This is a genomic window from Pseudomonas sp. LM13 (assembly GCF_041381355.1).
Classification (GTDB): Bacteria; Pseudomonadota; Gammaproteobacteria; order Pseudomonadales; family Pseudomonadaceae; genus Stutzerimonas; species Stutzerimonas frequens.
Window position 1 is genome coordinate 1 of sequence record NZ_JACBXH010000003.1, and the last position, 19037, is coordinate 19037.

A 19037-nucleotide genomic window follows, 5' to 3' on the forward strand; every position below is an offset into this window, starting at 1 on the left:
TTAGACCGCGTCACCAAAAACTACACCGACGCTACCGCGACCGAGAGATTCAGTGGCGGTTGCGCAAGCCCGGCGGGACACTTGGCGGCGCCACTGGCTCCCAGGGGCCATCAGGCTGACCGGCACAGAACCAATCTCCATCCCAGCGATAGTAAAGACGCTCGCGATAGTACAGCTCGCGTCCTTCGACGACGTACACCCCAAGCCGGTTATCCCAGTGCGCCGCAACATGCGGCGGCGGCGCATAACGAGGATGGCTTTTCTGGGTCGCCGGCGCGCGCGGTGCAGGCGGCGCCTTGATCGGTGGCGGCGAAATGACCGGAGCACTCGGTTCGGGGGCGCGCGGTACCGGCTTCGCCGCGGGCGGCTGAGGGCTCGACTCGTAAGGGGTCCCCGCGCAAGCGCCGAGCAACACGCTCAACCCTACCAGCACGGCGTGTTGCCAGGTAGTCCGGAACGCGCGGCGTCCAAGGGTTGGCTTCGCAGTCATTTGTCTCTCTTGGGCGTCAGGGAGTGTCGGCACGATCGATGACGAGTCGTACGGTCCGCTCGTCACCCTTGGTGTCGAGCGCCTCGCTTCGACCCATCCACTCGCCTTTGGTTGCATCACCTGTGCTGGAAATCCTGGCCATCAGCACTACCTGCTCGACACTGGATATCTTCAGGGACGGGATCATCGCATCGGCATCGCTCAGGCTGATCGACGCCGGTAGATCGGCAACCGTCAGGCGCTTGGCCGCGAGCGGAGCAGGCGGTCCGGCGACGGCACGTGCGAAAACGAATACGCTGTCCTGCGGCGAAACAGCCTTGGCCACCTCAGGATCGAGCTGGACCTCAACCTGCAGCGTGATGCCCGCTACCTCAGGCTGCGACGCCGTTTCGGCAGGCTCACCGAGCTGCTCACGAGCGCGGTTGATTCCTCCCCGAATCGCCTCCCGAGACGGATCGTTCTCCGGAAGCGCAGCGACCAGCTGCTCCCAGAAACGTACCGCATCGGCATAACGCGCCTCTTCGAACGCCGCAATTCCGAGCAGCCCAAGGCTGGTTACCTCCTGAGGATCTCCCCGCAGCGCCTCGTCGGTCAGCGCCTGCAGGTCAGGAGTCCATTGCCGATCCCGCGCGAAATACAATGCCTGCGCCCACTGACCGAGCAACTCCGGCTGACGCCCTGCAAGCTCGACAACCTGGGCAAAAGCCTTCGCCGCATCCGCTGGACGCTCCTGATTCATGTAGGTACGGCCAAGGAAGTACCAGGCCTCGGCCGAATCCGGCTGCGCCTTCACTGCCTGTTCGAGGCGTGCGGTCATTTCCTCGACGGTGCGCGGCTGCTCACTGAACTGTCGCGCCAGCTGCACCTTGTCGCTGGCGCCCCAATGCAGGTATAGGCCATAGCCCATCAGCGGCACCAGAAGCGCCGCGACCAACGGGACGCTGCGACCAAGTTTGGCCGTGCGCGGTGCACCGCTCTCTTCGGTATCCTCAAGCAACTCACGAGCGGCATCCGCTCGCCCCGCCTCCAGCTGCTCGGCACTCAACGTGCCGGCCTCGTGCTGGGCGGTGAGCTCTGCCATGCGCTCCTCATACAACGCCACATTGAGCGCGGTGCGGTCTTCTTCTGCCTGGGCACGGCGGCCGCGCAGAATCGGAAGCAGGAGAAAGGCCAGCGCCACCAGCAGCAAGCCGGCGGCGGCAATCCAGAAATCGATCATGGTTCTTTTTTATCCAACAGCTTGGCGAGACGTTCGCGTTCTGTCTCGGAGAGAGTGTGCGATGCGGGGGCCTTCTCGAACCGGCGACGACGAACCAGAATGACCGCCAGTACGCCAAAACCCAGCACCAGCAGCGCGACGGGCCCATACCAGAGCAGCATGGTCTTCGCATTCATCGGCGGCTTGTATCGAACGAAATCGCCATAGCGCTCGACCAGGTAATCCACGATCTGCTCGTTGCTCTGCCCCTCTTCGAGCATGCGGAAGATTTCTTGGCGCAGGTCCATGGCAATCGGTGCGTTCGAGTCAGCGATGTTCTGGTTCTGGCACTTCGGGCAGCGCAGCTCTTCGGTCAGGGTGCGATAACGCTCGCGCTCGGCCTCGTCACGAAACTCATAGGTATCGATTGCGCCCTGCGCGCTGGTCACCAGCGCAAGCCCGAGAAGCACGGCGTGGATCAGTCGTTTCATTCGTCCACCAGCTCCTGATATAGCGCCGCCAGCTGCTCACGCCAGACCTGATCGTCGATGACCCCTACGAACTTGTGGCGAATGACACCCTGCTTGTCGATCAGGAAAGTCTCCGGCGCGCCGTAGACGCCCAGGTCCAGCCCCAGGCTGCCCTGCTCGTCGCGAATGTTCAGTTGATAGGGGTCGTGAAACTCGTTCAGCCACTTCTGCGCCGCCGCGTTGTCGTCCTTGTAGTTGACGCCATGGATCACCACGCCCTGAGCTGCGAGACGGTTGAGCACAGGGTGCTCGACCTTGCACGCGACGCACCAGGTCGCCCACACGTTGAGCAACGCCGGCTTGCCCTTGAGGTCGTCCTGGCTGATCAGGCGCTGCTCATCCTCCACCGAAGGAAGCGAGAACGACGGTACCGGCTTGCCGATCAACGCCGAAGGCAGCTCCGACGGATCGAGGAACAAGCCGCGATAGAGAAACACCGCGATGATCAGAAAGACCACCAGTGGCAGCAGCATCAACAGTCTTTTCACATCAGGCTCCTTGTGCCGCCATGCCGAGAGCTTCGCGCACCCGGGTCTTAACCTTCACTCGATAGCGGCGGTCGCTGGCCGCCAGCACACCGCCGAACGCCATCATCAGACCGCCGAGCCAGATCCAGCGCACGAACGGCTTGATATGCACTCGTACCGCCCAGGCGCCGCCATCCAATGGCTCACCCAGCGCCACATAGAGGTCACGGGTGAAGCCGGCATCGATGCCCGCCTCGGTCATCGGCATCTGCTGCACTATATAGAGGCGTTTCTCGGGATGCAGCGTAGCAACCTGCTTGTCGCCATCGAGCACGCGGATAGTCGCCTTGTCCGAAGTGAAATTCGGCCCGTCATGGTGCACGGCGCCTTCGAAGACGAACCGATAGCCACCCAGCTCCAGCGATTCGCCGGGCGCCAGCCGCAGATCCCGCTCAGCGCTCTGGTGGCTGGTCAACACGACACCGATGGCACAGACGACCAGGCCAATATGCGCCAAGTGCATGCCCCAATAGCTCGGCGACAGACTGCGCATGCCCTTGACCAGCCCCTTGTGACGGGTCTTGTCGAGCAGATCGCGAGCACTGGCCAGCACCACCCAGGCCCCAAGCAGACACACCGCCAGTACCGCCCAGTTGAAATCGCCGAACAACAGCGAACCCAGGCCGCCGAGGATCGCGCTGGCGATCAACACCGGCGTGAGCATGCCGAGCAGCCACTTGAATGGGGTGTCTTTCCAACGGACAAGGATGCCTACGGCCAGGGCCAACATCAGCGCCGCTACCAACGGAACGAACATCGCGTTGAAGTACGGCGGGCCGACCGAAAGCTTGGCGCCGGACAGCGCGTCGAGCAGCAGCGGATACAGCGTGCCCAGGAGAATCATAGCGGTCGCAACGACCAGCAGCAGGTTGTTCACCAGCAGCAGCGTTTCACGGGACCAAAGGCCGAAACCGACCTGACTCTTGACAACCGGGGCGCGCAGGGCGAACAGGGTCAGGGAGCCCCCCACCACCATCAGCAGGAAAACCAGAATGAATACGCCGCGTTCCGGATCGGTAGCGAATGCGTGTACCGATGTCAGCACGCCGGAGCGGACCAGGAAGGTGCCGAGCAGACTCAGGGAGAACGCGGCAATGGCCAGCAGCACCGTCCAGCTCTTGAATACGCCGCGCTTCTCGGTGACTGCCAGCGAGTGGATCAGCGCGGTGCCGACCAGCCACGGCATGAAGGAGGCGTTTTCCACCGGATCCCAGAACCACCAGCCACCCCAGCCCAGCTCGTAGTACGCCCACCAGGACCCCAGCGCGATACCCAGCCCGAGGAAGGCCCAGGCCACCAGGGTCCAGGGACGCGACCAGCGCGCCCAGGCGGCGTCGAGCCGCCCGCCCAGCAGCGCGGCGATGGCGAATGCGAATGCCACGGAAAAGCCGACGTAGCCCATGTACAGCATCGGCGGATGAACGATCAGACCGAAGTCCTGCAGCAACGGGTTGAGATCCCGACCGTCCATCGGCGATTGCGGCAGCAGCCGCTCGAACGGGTTGGACGTGACGATCAGGAACAGCAGAAAGCCGATGCTGATCAGCCCCATTACACCAAGCACCCGGGCGAGCATGTCTTCCGGCAGCTGGCGGGAGAAGATCGACACGGCGAAGGTCCAGCCGGCCAGGATTAATGCCCAGAGCAGCAGCGAGCCTTCGTGGGCGCCCCAGACCGCGCTGAACTTGTAGTACCAGGGCAGCGCACTATTCGAATTCTGTGCGACATAGGCGACCGAAAAATCATCGACCATGAAGGCATAGGTCAGGCAGATGAAGGCGAATGCGAGAAACGCGAACTGCCCCCAGGCCGCCGGCTGCGCCAGCCCCATCCACTGCCGGTCACCCCGCCAGGCACCGATCAACGGCAGCGTCGCCTGCACGACCGCCAGGCACAGCGCAAGAATCATCGCCAGGTGGCCAAGCTCGGGAATCATTTCGCGTACTCCTTCTTGCCGCCTTCGTAGTGTTTCATCATGCCGCTCTGCTCCAGCGCCTGGGTCACTTCGGGCGGCATGTAATTCTCGTCGTGCTTGGCCAGCACCTCATCGGCGACCAGGACACCATCGGCATTGACCCGACCCAATGCGACGATGCCCTGCCCTTCGCGGAACAGATCGGGGAGGATGCCCTGATAGCTGATGGTCACCGTCTCCACTCCGTCGGTCACTCGGAACGATACGCTGAGCGAATCGTTGGTGCGCTGTACCGAGCCTTCCTCGACCAACCCGCCGGCGCGAATACGCGTGCCTTCCGGCGCCTCTCCCGCCGCGATCTGGGTCGGTGTGTAGAACAGGTTGATGTTCTGCTGCAGAGCGGACAACGCCAGCGCCACGGCAATACCGACACCGGCGAGAATCGCCAGGACGATGAAAAGACGCTTCTTGCGCACCGGATTCACTTCGACTCCTCCCGGCGCAAACGACGCGCCTCATCTTGCAGATAGCGCCGGCGCGAGAGGGCCGGCAGCACGACATTGAGAATCAGGACCGCCAGGCTTATGCCGTAGGAAGTCCAGACATACACGCCATGATTGCCCATGGCGATGAATTCGGGGAAGGACGAAAAGTTCACGAGTTGTTTCCCACCAGAGCCTTGACCTCGGTCTTCACCCAGCTGGCACGCGATTCACGGCGAAGGACTTCCAGGCGCATGCGCATGAGCAACACCGCAGTAAAGAAGCAGTAGAAGCCGATCACCATGATCAGCAACGGCAGCCACATCTCTACCGGCATCGCAGGCTTCTCTGTGACCTTGAAGGTGGCCGGTTGATGGAGCGTGTTCCACCACTCGACCGAGTACTTGATGATCGGAATGTTCACCACGCCGACGATCGCCAGCACGGCGCAGGCCTTGGCAGCACTGTCGCGGTTGCTGATCGCCTGGCCCAACGCGATGACACCGAAATACAGGAACAGCAGAATCAGCATCGAGGTGAGGCGTGCATCCCAGACCCACCAGGCGCCCCAGGTCGGCTTGCCCCAGACCGCACCGGTCAGCAGTGCGATAAAGGTCATCCAGGCGCCAATGGGGGCCGCCTGCTGCAGCGCAACGTCGGCGAGCTTCATCTTCCAGACCAACCCGACCACGCCGGCGACGGCGAGCATCACGTAGATGGACTGGGCCAGAAATGCTGCGGGAACATGAATGTAGATGATCCTGAAGCTATTGCCCTGCTGATAATCCTCCGGTGCGAACGCCAACCCCCAGACCGTTCCGACGCCGATCAGCAATACCGCAGCCCACCCCAACCAGGGCAGCCAGCGCCCGCTGATCTCGTAGAACCACTTGGGTGAACCCAGCTTGTGAAACCATGTCCAGTTCATCGGATGACTCGTCGTTGTGCGAGTGCCTGAACTCAGGCCTCGACATTCGCTATGTCGACCGGGCACAGGCGCCGGCCATCAGGTGTACCGCTACTCGCCAACGCTGATCTTCAGCCCGGCGGCTATCGCAAAGGGTGTAAGAGTAACCGCCAACGCGGTCAGACTGGCCAGCCACAGCAGGTGCCCGACCGCCGGAAGCCCCTGCAAAGCGGCCTGCAACGCACCGCTGCCCAGGATCAGCACGGGGATGTAGAGCGGCAGAATGAGCAGAGCAAGCAGCAACCCGCCTCTTTTGAGCCCCACCGTCAGGGCCGCACCGACCGCGCCGAGCAGGCTGAGAATGGGCGTACCCAGCAGCAGCGAGATCAACAGTACCGGCATGGTGTCGAGCGGCAATCCCAGCATCAGCCCCAGCAAGGGTGCCAGCAGGACCAGCGCCAGACCGGAAAACGCCCAGTGTGCCAGCACCTTGGCGAGCACCAGAAGCGCAAGCGGGTGCGGCGAAACGACCCACTGCTCGAGCGAGCCATCCTCGAAGTCACTGCGAAAAAGGCCATCCAGCGAGAGCAGCACGGCCAGAAGCGCGGCGACCCAGACCAGCCCCGGAGAAATCGTTTGCAACAGTTGCGTCTCGGGCCCGACCGCCAGCGGAAACAGCGCGATGACGATTGCGAAGAACACCAGGGGATTGGCCAGCTCGGCCGGACGACGAAACAGCAGGCGCGCCTCGCGAGCCAGCAGAAGCGTGAAGACACTGCTCATGCGGCTCGCTGCCCCAGATCCAGTTCACGGTAGCCGGCAGGCATCTCGGTGAGACTGTGGTGAGTAGTCAGCACGACCAGTCCGCCCTGCTCGCAATGGGCCGCCAGGTGTCGCTCCAGTTGCGCCACACCATGCTTGTCGAGCGCCGTGAACGGCTCGTCGAGAATCCACAGCGGCGGCGGGGAAAGGTAGAGTCGCGCAAGCCCGACACGACGCTGCTGCCCCGCCGAAAGGGTGTGGCAGGGCACGTCTTCGAAACCGCGCAGTCCTACGGCAGCAAGCGCCTGCCAGATCGCTTCGCGACTTGCCGGTTGATGCAGCGCACACAGCCAGGTCAGGTTTTCTTCTGCGGTAAGCAGGCCCTTGATGCCGGCAGCGTGCCCGATCCACAACAGGTTGCGGGCCAGCTCGCCACGTTGCGCGTCGAGTGGCAGCCCCTTGAGTCTGACCTCGCCGGCGGTGGGCTGCATGAGGCCGGACAGCAGGCGCAGCAGGCTGGTCTTGCCGCTACCGTTGGGGCCGGAAATCTGCAGCATTTCGCCGTTCTCGAGGCGCAGATCGAGCTTGTCGAACAACAGCCGCCAGTCCCGCTCGCAGGCGAGCGCCACAGCTTCGAGGAAGGGAGTTGACACGCTGGCGACACCTCAAGATGAAAAAGGCCTGGCCGCTATACTCAGGCGGGTAGGCCAGGCGGGCGGAATTATACATGGCAACCTTGAGTGCCAAAGGCCGCAAGCACGAAAGGTTGTAAGAGCATTTGAGGAAAGATGACCGAGATCAAGAGTACCACCGCTCTGCCCCAGGCCGGCATGCCACGCCAGAGCGCAGCCTCCAGCGAGCTCGCACTGAAGCTTCTGCAACCGATGCAGGGTCTGCTGGCAGCCGGCGAGCAGGCCGAGGCAGAGGTGGTCGGCATCAGGGAGGCAGCGCAGGCCTTTCGCCTGGTGCTGCGTCTGACCATGACCGGGGGACGCCAGGCCACTGTCGAGGTCAGTAGCAACAAGGCGCCAGCTCTCGGCGCGGCCTATGTCATCACCGCACTCTCCGACACACGCCTGCTGGCGTCGCAACAGGCAGCCGGACGCCAACCCGCCTCCGCGCTCGATCTCGAGCAGTTGCCGGTCGGCAGTGTGATCCAGGGCCGTGTCGTCGCCAGCAGCGAACATCGGCTGGACGACGGACAGAAGCTGTTCAAGGTGGTGATCAGCTTGCTCAACTCACCACTCAGCGGCCAGAAGCTGAACATCGAATCGAGCGCCCCGCTAGCGCTAGGCAGCCTGCTGACAGCGCAGGTAAAGGGGAGCCAGGCGTTGAGCTTCTTGCCGTTGAGTGGCCGGCTCGATCAGCTGCATCTAGGCGAGCAGCTCAGCGCGCAGCAGCAGCGCCAGGCTTCGCTCGAAGGTTTGTTCAAGGCGCTGCAAGGCGCCTCGGGCACGCTGCCCGGCGGCCTGAAGGGCGCGGCCGAAGCCTTGCTTGGCCAGATCCCCGACATGCAGCAGCTGACCGATGCCAAGGCGCTGGCTGCGGCACTGGCCAAGAGTGGTGTCTTTCTCGAGGCGCGACTGCTGGCGGGACAAACCGAGGGCCTGCAGGGAGATATCAAAGCTGCCCTGCTGCGTCTGCTTGCGCAGATGCCGAGCCTCCCTGGCAGCACACCGCTGACTGGAGCCCAAGCCGGCGCCGCCATGGGACATGTGCTGCCGGCGTTCGCACGCCAGGCCCTGGGCGCATTGACCCAAGGCAGCACCCGCCAGCTCGCGATCGGCTTCCCCCTACCCAGCAAGCTTCCACCGGGCATGGAAGAGGAAGCCGACCTGGAACTGCTGCTCAAGCTTGCCGCGGCAGCAGTCTCGAGACTGCAAACGCACCAGCTTTCCAGCCTGGCGCAAACACAGGTCGGACCAGACGGTGCCCTGCTCACGACGTGGCAACTGGAACTGCCGATGCGGGACGGTCGGGACTTCGTGCCGTTGCAAATCAAGCTGCAGCGTGAAGACCCGCCAAGACGGCAGGAGAAAGAACGCGGCGAGGCAGTTTGGAAGATCGAACTGGCATTCGATATCGCGCCGCTGGGCCCGCTGCAGGTCCAGGCACAGCTGATGCGCGGCACCCTGGCGAGCCAGCTCTGGGCCGAACGCAGCGCCACCGCACAGCTGATCGCTACCGAACTCACGCACTTGCGTGAACGCTTGCAAGCCGCGGGATTGAGCGTGGGCGAGCTGACCTGCCGTCAGGGCGTGCCGCCGCAAGGGCCAAGCACCACACTCGAACAACGCTTCGTGGATGAAACCGCATGACCGACAAGCAACCGCCGCGCCAGGCCATAGCGCTCAGCTACGATGGCATCAACGCCCCGAGCCTTACGGCCAAGGGCGACGATGAACTGGCCGAGGCCATTCTGGCCATCGCGCGCGAACACGAGGTACCGATCTACGAAAACGCCGATCTGGTGCGCCTGCTTGCGAAACTGGAACTGGGCGACGAAATCCCCGAGGCGCTCTATCGCACCATCGCCGAGATCATCGCCTTCGCCTGGTACCTGAAGGGCAAGTGCCCACCTGGTTTCCGCGAACCGGCCAATGACACGACCCAGACGCTGCCACTGCTCAGTGGGCCTGGGCGTTGAGCGCAACGGCTGCTCGGTCCTCGCCGGTCACCTGAGGCAGGTCGTGCAACTGCCAGGCAAAGTAGCCGGCTCGAAAATAGAACACACGCTGATAGCCCCAGGCGACGGCCATGCGTGCGGCTTCCGCACTGCGGGGGCAGATCTCACTGTCGCAGTAGATGACCAGAGGCAGCTCCCGCGGCCATTCGGCACCTGCCAGGCTAACGAAGTCGCTGGCCAGATCGAAGTGCACCGCCCCCTCCACATGTCCCCATAGCCACTCGCGGTCCGAGCGCACGTCGATGAACACCGCACCCAGTTCGTGCAAGCGCTTGGCCTGGAAGACATTGATGGTCATGGCGCCATCCACCTCGTCCGGTGCTTCAACGGCGTGAACCGTGCCCAGAGAGGCCATCAACAATAGAAAAACGAGCACGCAGCGCATCACCGCCCTCCTCGTTCCGAAAAACGGAACCGTACCCTTCCTGGTCGGACCAGGCCGATACGAGTTGGAATGCAGTGGCTGGAGGAGGTTCCGATCACCTGGGAGGAACCGATGGGCGATGTGCGCCAGCTCAGGGTTTTTGACGCGCCTGATGCAGCTTGCTCATCAGCTCGGCCTCGGACTGGGAGAGACCGCAGGATTGGGTGAGATCATCGATGCTTGCCCCCATGCCGACCAGCTTGGCGGCCTGAGAGAAGGAAAAATTGTTGGGATCGCGCAGTTCCAGCTGGTTGAGCTTGTCCGGCAACGGCGCAACGACGCGCGCCAGCTCACGCAGCTCGTCGCCAATGCGCATGTTGCCTTCGAGATAGGCATCCAGACGATTGCTCAGCTCCTTGATGCGCTTGTCCCGCGCCGCGTCACGCTGGCGCTGCTGCTCAGCCAGCAACCGCTGTCGCTTGAGCAGCCAAAGGCAGAACCCCAGCAGGCCCAGACAGCAGAATGCCAGCGCGATCAGCGATGCGACCAGCGACGCGATCAGCATGTATCAGATGCTCTCAAGCTCGGCCCACTCTTCTTCGCTCATCATCTTGTCGAGTTCGACCAGAATCAGCAGCTCGCCGTTCTTGTTGCACACGCCCTGAATGAACTTGGCCGATTCATCGTTGCCGACGTTGGGGGCGGTTTCGATTTCCGACTGACGCAGGTAAACCACCTCGGCGACGCTGTCGACCATGATGCCGATCACCTGCCGATCCGCTTCGATGATCACGATACGGGTGTTGTCCGAAACCGGGGCCGGGGCCAGACCGAATCGCTGGCGCGTATCGATTACCGTGACCACGTTGCCTCGCAGGTTGATGATGCCCAGCACGTAGCTCGGCGCCCCGGGTACCGGCGCAATCTCGGTGTAGCGCAACACTTCCTGAACCTGCATCACGTTGATGCCGTACGTCTCGTTATCCAGACGGAAGGTTACCCATTGCAGAACAGGATCTTCGGAGCCCTGCGCAGACGTCATCTTCATAATCCCACCTTCTTCAATTACCGCTCGCGGCGGTCGATTCTATCGCCAGGCCGCACACCGCGTGCGACCGTCATTCATTCCTCAGCGCTTGTGCAGCTTTGCCGCGTCCTGCATCTGCTTGACCGCACCACTGGCGATCAACTCGGCCAGTGCCGTGACATCGACCAGCGCACACATGTGTTCGATAACCGTACCGGCCAACCAAGGGCGCTGGCTGCGCTGTGTACGCCACTTCACTTCGCTGGGGTCGAGACGGATCGACCGGCTGACCTGATGTACCGCCAGCCCCCATTGATAACCCTGCACCGAAATCACGTACTGCAGGCCCTGGCGAAAATCGTCGCGATAGCGATCAGGCATCACCCAGCGCGCGGTGTCCAGCACCTTCAGATTGCCCGCTTGGCTCGGCAGTATGCCAAGAAACCAGTCGGGCTGGCCGAACAGCGGCGTAAGCTCCTGCCCCGCCAGCGGATAGATGGACCCCAGGCAGACCAGTGGCACCGCCAGCGTCAGCCCGGCGACATCGAACAGCAAACACTCGAAGGGCTCGTCGCCCCAGCCCGGATGCCGATCAGCGACGATAGCTGTCGGTTCATCGACCGGCTGCGCAGCGGCAGCCAAGGCAATGATTGGCGCTGCGGCATGCACTGGCGCGGGCGCAGGTATTTCAGGGGCTTTAGGCGCGACGACCACAGGCGGCGCGGGCGGCGTGGCCACGATCTCCAGGCGCGGCGGCTGGCTGATTCGCGCATCGCGCAGCTGTTCCTCGAGCACGGCGGCCTGGAATTCGTCCTGACTGACCGAGTCCGCCAGTTCGATGGCCGCATCCTGCAGCAGCCCGTCGAGATAGGACTGCAGCGCTTGCTGGGATCGGGTTTCGGTAAGGACGGTGCGACTCATGGAAAGACTCGTAAGGAGAAGCTGAACAGGCTATCGGCTGCCGACGCAACAAACTTGAGGCGCCGAGCGCCGAGCGGTTGTCCCTTTTGTCAAGCCACCTGCGGCGACGGTTGCAGCGCCAGCAGGTGCTTCAGCAAGGCGCGATAGGCAAGAACGGCGCGGCTGGCAGGATCGAACTGCGAAGGTGTCAGACCGGCGCGACTGGCGTCGCGCAGCCGCGTATCGATTGGAATGAAAGCCGGCCAGAGATGGTCGGCGTAGCCGGCACGCAAGACTTTGAGCGTGTTCATCGAGGCCTGGGTACGACGGTCGAAAAGCGTCGGCACGATGGTGTACGGCAGCGCCTGCTTGCGCGAGCGGTTGATCATCGACAGCGTGCTGACCATGCGCTCGAGGCCCTTCATCGCGAGGAACTCGGTTTGTACCGGGATCACCAGTTGCTGGCTGGCAGCAAGCGCATTGACCATCAGCACGCCGAGCAGCGGCGGGCTGTCGATGACCGCGTAATCGAAGTCCTGCCAGAGCTGCGACAGACTCTTGGCGATCACCAGACCCAGACCGTTCTGCCCTGGCGACTGACGCTCCAGCGTCGCGAGCACCGTGCTCGACGGCATCAGGGAGATTCGCTCATGACTGGTGGAGAGTAGAAGCTGCCAGGGCAGACCTTCTGGCACGGTACCCTGGTGCTGGAACAGGTCGAAGACGCTGTGCTCCAGATTGTCCGGATCGTGACCAAAATAGCTGGTCATCGACCCGTGCGGATCCAGGTCCAGCACCACGACACGCTTACCGGAGTCGGCCAGCAAGCCCGCCAGCGCGATCGACGTGGTGGTCTTGCCCACCCCACCCTTTTGATTGGCAACAGCCCAGACTCTCATGGTTCCCCACCCGGCGAAGCTGACCGGCAGTTCCCACCTGAAACGGCGGGGCGACGGTGTTTTGACGATTGCACCTTCAGGCGCTCACATGGCTGCAGCCGGTGCAGATTGTGTGCCAGCCCGACGCAGTGCCTCGTTGGGCCTGGCATTTGCGCTACCGACGCCGGAAACGCTGCGGCGCACATCGAGATTGCGCGATACCACGAGGATCACCCGTCGGTTACGCGCGCGCCCCTCGGCCGTCGAATTGTCAGCCACCGGCTGGAACTCACCGTAGCCTACGGCCGCAAGCCGGGACGGGGCGACTCCTTGCGCGGCGAGCATGCGTACGACGCTGCCGGCTCGCGCTGCGGACAGCTCCCAGTTGGTCGGGAACTGGCTCGTGCTGATGGGCAGATTGTCGGTAAAGCCTTCGACATGGATGGGATTGTCGTAAGGCGCCAGGATGGCCGCGACCTTGTCGATCAACTGGAACGCCTGATCATTGGGCAGCGCGTCACCGCTGGGAAACAGCAGACTGGAGTTGAGCTCGATCTCGATCCACAGCTCATTGCCGCGAATGGTCAGCTGCTCGTTGGCGATCAGTTCGCCGAAGGTCTCGCGCATGCTTTGCGCGATACGCTCCAGCGGATCGAACGTCGGCGCTCCGGATGTCGAGGACGGGCCGGAGAGGTCCTGCACCTGCGAAACATCCGACTCGGTGGTCCGCGGCCGCTCGTCACCAATCGGGATTGGTTTCACGGCCCGATCGACCTGGTTGAACACGCCGACCAGCGAGTCGGAGAGAATCTTGTACTTGCCCTCGTTAATCGAGGAAATCGAGTACATCACCACGAAGAAGGCGAACAGCAGTGTGATGAAATCGGCGTACGAAACCAGCCAACGCTCGTGATTCTCGTGCTCTTCCGGCGCTCTGCGTCTGGCCATGGCGATCAGTCCATGAAGCCTTGCAGCTTCATCTCGATGGAGCGTGGGTTTTCGCCTTCGGCGATGGATAGCACACCTTCGAGCAGCATCTCGCGATAGGCCGTCTGGCGCTGAACGACACTCTTCAGCTTGTTGCCCACCGGCAGGACCAGCAGGTTGGCGAAGGCGACCCCATAGATCGTCGCGACGAAGGCCACGGCGATGCCGCTGCCGAGCTGGCTGGGATCGGCCAGATTGCCCATGACGTGAATCAGGCCCATCACTGCACCGATGATGCCGATGGTCGGAGAATAGCCACCCATGCTCTCGTAGACCTTGGCGGCCCGAAGATCGCGGCCTTCCTGGGTGTAGAGGTCAACTTCGAGAATGCTGCGGATGACTTCCGGCTCGGCGCCATCGACCAGCAGCTGCAGCCCCTTGCGTGCGTAGGGATCGGGTTCAGTCTCGGCAACCGGCTCGAGGCCGAGCAGGCCTTCCTTGCGCGCCGTATTGCTCCAGGCGGTGACCATGGCGATACCGCGAGCCAGATCGATGCGCGGCGGAAAGAAGATCCAGCGACCGATGCTCATGGCACGCATGAACACCGCGATGGGTGTTTGCAGCAGTACCGCGCCGAGCGTGCCGCCCAGCACGATCAACGCGGCAGGTCCGTTGAGCAGCGCCGATATCTGGCCACCCTCGAGAAAGTTGCCGCCGACGATCGCGACGAACGCCAGCAGCAACCCGATGAGGCTGAGAACATCCATCAGCGGCCAGCCTTCATCAGATGCAGGCCTCGGCCAGATTGCGGCCGATGTCGTCCAACCCGTAAACGGCGTCACTCAGATTGGCCTTGACCACCGCCATCGGCATTCCGTAGATCACGCAACTGGCCTCGTCCTGAGCCCACACCTGACTGCCGCTCTGCTTGAGCAGCCGCGCGCCCTCGCGGCCATCGGCACCCATACCGGTGAGCACCACTGCAAGCACCTTGTCGTGAAACGACTTGGCCGCCGAACCGAAGGTGACATCGACGCAAGGCTTGTAGTTGAGGCGATCGTCGCCGGGCAGGATGCGCACCGCGCCGCGCCCGTCGATCATCATCTGCTTACCGCCGGGCGCGAGCAGCGCCAGGCCGGGTCGCAGCACATCACCATCCTCCGCCTCCTTGACGCGAATGCGGCAGAGCTTGTCCAGGCGGTCGGCGAATGCCTTGGTGAACGCCGCAGGCATGTGCTGAATAAGCACGATGGGTGCCGGGAAATTGGCAGGCAGTTGAGTCAGCACCCGCTGCAGCGCCACTGGGCCGCCGGTCGAAGTGCCGATGGCAACCAGCTTGTAGGCCTTGCGCTTGGGCGCCGGCGCACGCGCGGGTGCTGCCGGGGTCGCGCCAGCACCGGTGCTACGGGCAGTGGCCAATGCGGCGGGTGTACCGCGGACAGAGGGTGCCGGGGCGCTGACGCTGGAACTGCAGAAGGTGCTGTAGCGTCGGTTGCTGCGCGAAACGGTGTGCACCTTCTCGCACAGCAGCTGCTTGACCTTGTCCGGGTTGCGCGAGATGTCCTCGAAGTTCTTCGGCAGATAGTCCACCGCGCCGGCATCCAGCGCATCGAGGGTGACCCGCGCGCCTTCGTGTGTCAGCGAGGAGAACATCAACACCGGCGTCGGACAGCGCTGCATGATCTGCCGCACCGCAGTGATGCCGTCCATCATCGGCATCTCGTAATCCATGGTGATGACGTCCGGCTTCAGCGCCAGCACCTGGTCGATCGCCTCGCGCCCGTTGGTAGCGGTGCCGACGACTTGAATATTGGGATCAGAGGAAAGGATTTCCGAGACACGCCGGCGAAAGAAACCGGAATCGTCGACGACCAGGACCTTGACTGCCATACATCACTCCTAGCGGCAGCGCGCCCCTCCCGGAACGGCGCTGCCTGACCGAATCAAATCCTGCGTGCGTAGCGCTTGAGCATGCTGGGAACGTCGAGAATCAGAGCGATGCGGCCATCGCCGGTGATGGTTGCGCCGGACATGCCGGGCGTACCCTGCAGCATCTTGCCCAGCGGCTTGATGACCACCTCCTCCTGCCCGACCAGTTGATCGACGACGAAGCCGATGCTCTGGTTGCCGACGCTGAGAATCACCACATGACCTTCGCGTTGCTCTTCCTGAGCAGCATCGTGAACCAGCCAACGCTTGAGGTAGAACAGCGGCAGCGCCTTGTCGCGCACGATCACGACCTCCTGGCCATCGACGACATTGGTCCGCGACAGGTCCAGGTGGAAGATTTCGTTGACGTTGACCAGCGGGAAGGCGAAAGCCTGGCTGCCGAGCATGACCATCAGGGTCGGCATGATCGCCAGGGTCAGCGGCACCTTGATCACCACCTTCGAGCCTTGGCCCTTGGTGGAGAACACGTTCACCGTACCGTTGAGCTGGGAAATCTTGGTCTTGACCACGTCCATGCCGACGCCACGACCGGACACGTCGGAAATCTCGGTCTTGGTCGAGAATCCCGGCGCGAAGATCAGGTTGTAGCACTCCAGATCGCTCAGGCGATCGGCGGCATCCTTCTCCAGCATGCCTTTCTCGACGGCCTTGGCGCGCAGGACGTTGGCGTCCATGCCCTTGCCGTCATCGCTGATGATCAGCAGGATGTGGTCGCCTTCCTGCTCGGCCGACAGCACCACACGGCCGGTACGCGGCTTGCCGGCCGCCTCGCGTTCCTCGGGCATCTCGATGCCGTGGTCGACGGCATTGCGCACCAGGTGCACCAGCGGGTCGGCCAGGGCTTCGACGAGGTTCTTGTCGAGGTCGGTTTCTTCGCCCACCAGTTCCAGGTTGATCTCTTTCTTCAGGCTGCGCGCCAGATCGCGTACAAGCCGCGGGAAACGGCCGAACACCTTCTTGATCGGCTGCATGCGGGTCTTCATCACCGCGCTCTGCAGGTCGGCGGTGACCACATCGAGGTTGGAAACGGCCTTGGCCATTGCCTCGTCGCCGCTATTGGAGCCCAGGCGCACCAGACGGTTACGCACCAGCACCAGCTCGCCGACCATGTTCATGATCTCGTCCAGCCGCGCGGTATCGACGCGCACCGTGGTCTCGGCCTCGGCCGGAGCCTTCTCGGCCGCGGCTGGCGCGGCGGGCTTGCTCGCTGCGGCAGCCGCTGGCTTGGCAGCAGCCGGACGAGCCGGCTCAGCTTTCGCGGGAGTCGGTTTGGTCGGCGCCTTTTCTACCGATGCAGCCGCGGCGGATTCGCTGACGCCGGCCGGGCTGGCGCTGACGACTGGGGGTTCGAACTTGCCTTTGCCATGCAGCTGATCGAGCAACGCTTCGAACTCGTCATCGGTGATCTCGTCGCTTGCGCCTGCCCCACTACTGGCTGTTGCAGGCTCGGCAGCCGCCGGCGTGGTCGCTGCGGTGGTTCCCGGCTCGAACTTGCCCTTGCCATGCAGCTGATCGAGCAGTGCTTCGAACTCGTCATCGGTGATCTCGTCGCTTGCGCCTGCCCCGCTACTAGCAATCGCAGGCTCGGCAGCCGCCGGCGTGGTCGCTGCGGTAGTTGCCGGTTCGAACTTGCCCTTGCCATGCAGCTGATCGAGCAACGACTCGAACTCATCATCGGTGATTTCGTCAGCCACGGTGCCTGTATCGGCGGATGCCAGCGGCTCGACAACGGGCGGTTCGATCGCGTCCAGCAGCTGCTCGAAATCGCTGTCGGCGCCTTCGCTCACAGGCTCGGCGATGGCCTGGGGCGCTGCGGCGGCAGGTGCTTCGTCGTCGGATGCAGGCTCGGCCAGACGGGCCAATGCGGCCAGCAGTTCAGGCGAGGCAGGAGTAGGTTCGACGCGCTCACGGACCTGGCTGAACATCGCGTTCACGGCGTCGAGCGCCTGCAGAACGACGTCCATCAGTTCGGAATCGACTCGACGCTCACCCTTACGCAGGATGTCGAAGACGTTTTCGGCAATGTGGCAGCATTCCACCAACTCATGAAGCTGGAGAAAGCCCGCACCGCCCTTGACCGTATGGAACCCGCGAAAAATCGCATTGAGCAACGCCATGTCATCGGGGCTGCTTTCCAGCTCCACGAGTTGCTCGGACAATAATTCGAGAATCTCGCCGGCCTCTACCAGGAAGTCCTGGAGAATTTCTTCATCGGCGTCGAAGCTCATATTCACTTCCCCTAAAAGCCCAGGCTTGAAAGCAGATCATCGACATCGTCCTGGCCGGAAACGACGTCTTCACGCATATCGGCATGCATCTGCGGACCTTCACCATTGGAAGGCGATTTTTCTTGTTTTTTCTTCTCTTGCTCGGCGCGCATGGCATTGCGGTCGTGCTGGATGCCAGCCACGCGGTCGACCTGCCCCGCCATCAGGACGAGATTGAGCAGATTGCTTTCAAGCTCGGTGATCAGTCGGGTGACACGCTTGATGACCTGACCGGTCAGGTCCTGGAAATCTTGGGCCAGCATGATTTCGCTGAGGTTCTGCGACAGCTGGCTGCCATCGTTCATGCTGCGCTTGAGGTACTGGTCGATGCGCTTGACCAGCCCACGGAACTGTTCAGCATCCATTTCGCGGCGCATGAATCGCTGCCAGTCGGCCGTCAGGCTCTGGGCCTCGTAGCTAACGTAGTTGACCAGCGGCGCCGATTCCTCCACCAGATCCATGGTGCGGTTGGCGGCCTTCTCGGTCATCTCCACCACATAGGACAGGCGATCGGTCGCATCGGTGATCGGTGACGGATCGCCGCCGGTGGCACAGGTATCCATCTCGAGTTTGACGATGGCGTTGTGCAGCTCGCGGGTGAGCTTGCCGACTTCCTGATAGAGACTGTGATTACGCGCCTGGCTGAGTTCATTGAACATCTGCGTCGCTTCATCGAAGCGGCCCTGCTGCAGGCTTTCAATCAACTTAGGGGCGTTGGCCTTCAGAGTCGCTTCGAACTCTGCCAGGCTCTGATCTGCTTGCGTCATAGTGCCCTCGCGGCGTTGCTGCTTCAGCCGTTGACGCGCTCGAAGATCTTCTCGATCTTCTCCTTGAGCACCTGGGCAGTGAAAGGCTTGACCACATAGCCGTTTACGCCGGCCTGTGCCGCCTCGATGATCTGGTCGCGCTTGGCTTCGGCAGTGACCATCAGCACCGGCAGGTGCTTGAGGCGCTCGTCGGCACGCACGGTACGCAGCAGATCGATACCGCTCATGCCCGGCATGTTCCAGTCGGTGACGAGAAAGTCGAAGCTGCCGCTTTTCAGCATCGGCAGCGCGGTGGTGCCATCGTCCGCTTCGGCGGTGTTGGTGAACCCCAGGTCACGCAAGAGGTTCTTGATGATTCGTCTCATCGTCGAGAAGTCATCGACGATGAGGATTTTCATGTTCTTGTCCAAGTCGACCTCCGTAAGTCCCAAAATGCCTCAGCAAACCGAGCACGTCATAC

Annotated in this window: 23 protein-coding genes; 2 read left to right on the top strand and 21 right to left on the bottom strand. The window is 62.8% G+C overall.

Features of this window, described 5'->3' with window-relative positions:
- Positions 1-49 precede the first annotated feature (49 nt).
- The 10 genes from HZR81_RS03795 to ccmA all read right to left on the bottom strand — a co-directional run bounded on the left by HZR81_RS03795 (position 50) and on the right by ccmA (position 7464).
- Entirely contained in the window at positions 50-490 is a 441-nt protein-coding gene (locus tag HZR81_RS03795; protein WP_073865888.1) for a hypothetical protein, read from the bottom strand.
- 16 nt (positions 491-506) lie between these two features.
- The gene (ccmI, locus tag HZR81_RS03800; protein WP_208216272.1) at positions 507-1709 is read right to left on the bottom strand and encodes a c-type cytochrome biogenesis protein CcmI; all 1203 of its coding nucleotides are present in this window, start codon (positions 1707-1709) and stop codon (positions 507-509) included.
- Positions 1706-2179 (bottom strand): cytochrome c-type biogenesis protein, encoded by a 474-nt coding sequence (locus tag HZR81_RS03805; RefSeq protein ID WP_063539822.1) that lies wholly within the window; start codon positions 2177-2179, stop codon positions 1706-1708. The genes ccmI and HZR81_RS03805 overlap by 4 nt, the downstream gene beginning before the upstream one ends.
- The gene (locus tag HZR81_RS03810) at positions 2176-2706 is read right to left on the bottom strand and encodes a DsbE family thiol:disulfide interchange protein (RefSeq protein WP_063539823.1); all 531 of its coding nucleotides are present in this window, start codon (positions 2704-2706) and stop codon (positions 2176-2178) included. Before HZR81_RS03810 ends, HZR81_RS03805 begins: the two co-directional genes overlap by 4 nt.
- Before the next feature lies 1 nt (position 2707).
- Positions 2708-4681 (bottom strand): heme lyase CcmF/NrfE family subunit, encoded by a 1974-nt coding sequence (locus HZR81_RS03815; protein WP_500127382.1) that lies wholly within the window; start codon positions 4679-4681, stop codon positions 2708-2710.
- A complete protein-coding gene (gene ccmE / locus HZR81_RS03820) occupies positions 4678-5145 on the bottom strand; it encodes a cytochrome c maturation protein CcmE (RefSeq protein WP_063539825.1) in 468 nt (155 codons plus the stop codon). Before ccmE ends, HZR81_RS03815 begins: the two co-directional genes overlap by 4 nt.
- On the bottom strand, positions 5142-5318 hold the full coding sequence (gene ccmD / locus HZR81_RS03825) for a heme exporter protein CcmD (RefSeq protein WP_500127383.1): 177 nt from the start codon (positions 5316-5318) through the stop codon (positions 5142-5144). The genes ccmE and ccmD overlap by 4 nt, the downstream gene beginning before the upstream one ends.
- Positions 5315-6070 (bottom strand): heme ABC transporter permease, encoded by a 756-nt coding sequence (locus HZR81_RS03830; RefSeq protein WP_063539827.1) that lies wholly within the window; start codon positions 6068-6070, stop codon positions 5315-5317. Before HZR81_RS03830 ends, ccmD begins: the two co-directional genes overlap by 4 nt.
- Positions 6071-6160: 90 nt before the next feature.
- Positions 6161-6832, bottom strand: a complete 672-nt coding sequence (gene ccmB, locus HZR81_RS03835; RefSeq protein ID WP_063539828.1) for a heme exporter protein CcmB — start codon at positions 6830-6832, stop codon at positions 6161-6163.
- The gene (ccmA, locus tag HZR81_RS03840; RefSeq protein WP_063539829.1) at positions 6829-7464 is read right to left on the bottom strand and encodes a cytochrome c biogenesis heme-transporting ATPase CcmA; all 636 of its coding nucleotides are present in this window, start codon (positions 7462-7464) and stop codon (positions 6829-6831) included. Before ccmA ends, ccmB begins: the two co-directional genes overlap by 4 nt.
- Before the next feature lie 135 nt (positions 7465-7599).
- Here ccmA and fliK point away from each other — a divergent pair, with 135 nt between their 5' ends.
- Together fliK and HZR81_RS03850 are read left to right on the top strand one after the other, a co-directional pair.
- Positions 7600-9129 (top strand): flagellar hook-length control protein FliK, encoded by a 1530-nt coding sequence (gene fliK / locus HZR81_RS03845; protein ID WP_500127384.1) that lies wholly within the window; start codon positions 7600-7602, stop codon positions 9127-9129.
- The gene (locus HZR81_RS03850) at positions 9126-9458 is read left to right on the top strand and encodes an EscU/YscU/HrcU family type III secretion system export apparatus switch protein (RefSeq protein WP_133456698.1); all 333 of its coding nucleotides are present in this window, start codon (positions 9126-9128) and stop codon (positions 9456-9458) included. Before fliK ends, HZR81_RS03850 begins: the two co-directional genes overlap by 4 nt.
- Here HZR81_RS03850 and HZR81_RS03855 read toward each other — a convergent pair.
- The 11 genes from HZR81_RS03855 to HZR81_RS03905 form a co-directional block, all read right to left on the bottom strand.
- A complete protein-coding gene (locus HZR81_RS03855; RefSeq protein WP_133456697.1) occupies positions 9439-9882 on the bottom strand; it encodes a rhodanese-like domain-containing protein in 444 nt (147 codons plus the stop codon). The genes HZR81_RS03850 and HZR81_RS03855 overlap by 20 nt on opposite strands.
- 130 nt (positions 9883-10012) lie before the next feature.
- Positions 10013-10426 (bottom strand): DUF2802 domain-containing protein, encoded by a 414-nt coding sequence (locus HZR81_RS03860; protein ID WP_063539833.1) that lies wholly within the window; start codon positions 10424-10426, stop codon positions 10013-10015.
- A gap of 3 nt (positions 10427-10429) precedes the next feature.
- Positions 10430-10909 carry a chemotaxis protein CheW gene (locus tag HZR81_RS03865; RefSeq protein WP_063539834.1) on the bottom strand — a complete coding sequence of 160 codons (480 nt, stop codon included), beginning with the start codon at positions 10907-10909 and terminating at the stop codon, positions 10430-10432.
- A gap of 81 nt (positions 10910-10990) precedes the next feature.
- The gene (locus HZR81_RS03870) at positions 10991-11809 is read right to left on the bottom strand and encodes a CheW domain-containing protein (protein ID WP_500127385.1); all 819 of its coding nucleotides are present in this window, start codon (positions 11807-11809) and stop codon (positions 10991-10993) included.
- A gap of 89 nt (positions 11810-11898) precedes the next feature.
- Positions 11899-12687 (bottom strand): ParA family protein, encoded by a 789-nt coding sequence (locus tag HZR81_RS03875; RefSeq protein WP_063539836.1) that lies wholly within the window; start codon positions 12685-12687, stop codon positions 11899-11901.
- A gap of 84 nt (positions 12688-12771) precedes the next feature.
- A complete protein-coding gene (motD, locus tag HZR81_RS03880) occupies positions 12772-13614 on the bottom strand; it encodes a flagellar motor protein MotD (protein ID WP_063539837.1) in 843 nt (280 codons plus the stop codon).
- Between the two features lie 5 nt (positions 13615-13619).
- Positions 13620-14360, bottom strand: a complete 741-nt coding sequence (locus HZR81_RS03885) for a flagellar motor protein (RefSeq protein ID WP_500127386.1) — start codon at positions 14358-14360, stop codon at positions 13620-13622.
- Between the two features lie 16 nt (positions 14361-14376).
- A complete protein-coding gene (locus tag HZR81_RS03890; protein WP_102840205.1) occupies positions 14377-15483 on the bottom strand; it encodes a protein-glutamate methylesterase/protein-glutamine glutaminase in 1107 nt (368 codons plus the stop codon).
- A gap of 53 nt (positions 15484-15536) precedes the next feature.
- Positions 15537-17771, bottom strand: coding sequence for a chemotaxis protein CheA (locus HZR81_RS03895; protein ID WP_500127387.1), 2235 nt, complete (start codon positions 17769-17771; stop codon positions 15537-15539).
- An 11-nt stretch (positions 17772-17782) separates the two neighbouring features.
- Entirely contained in the window at positions 17783-18577 is a 795-nt protein-coding gene (locus HZR81_RS03900) for a protein phosphatase CheZ (protein WP_500127388.1), read from the bottom strand.
- Between the two features lie 23 nt (positions 18578-18600).
- Complete coding sequence (locus tag HZR81_RS03905; protein ID WP_011913679.1) at positions 18601-18975, bottom strand: chemotaxis response regulator CheY; 375 nt, start codon at positions 18973-18975, stop codon at positions 18601-18603.
- Positions 18976-19037 lie beyond the last annotated feature (62 nt).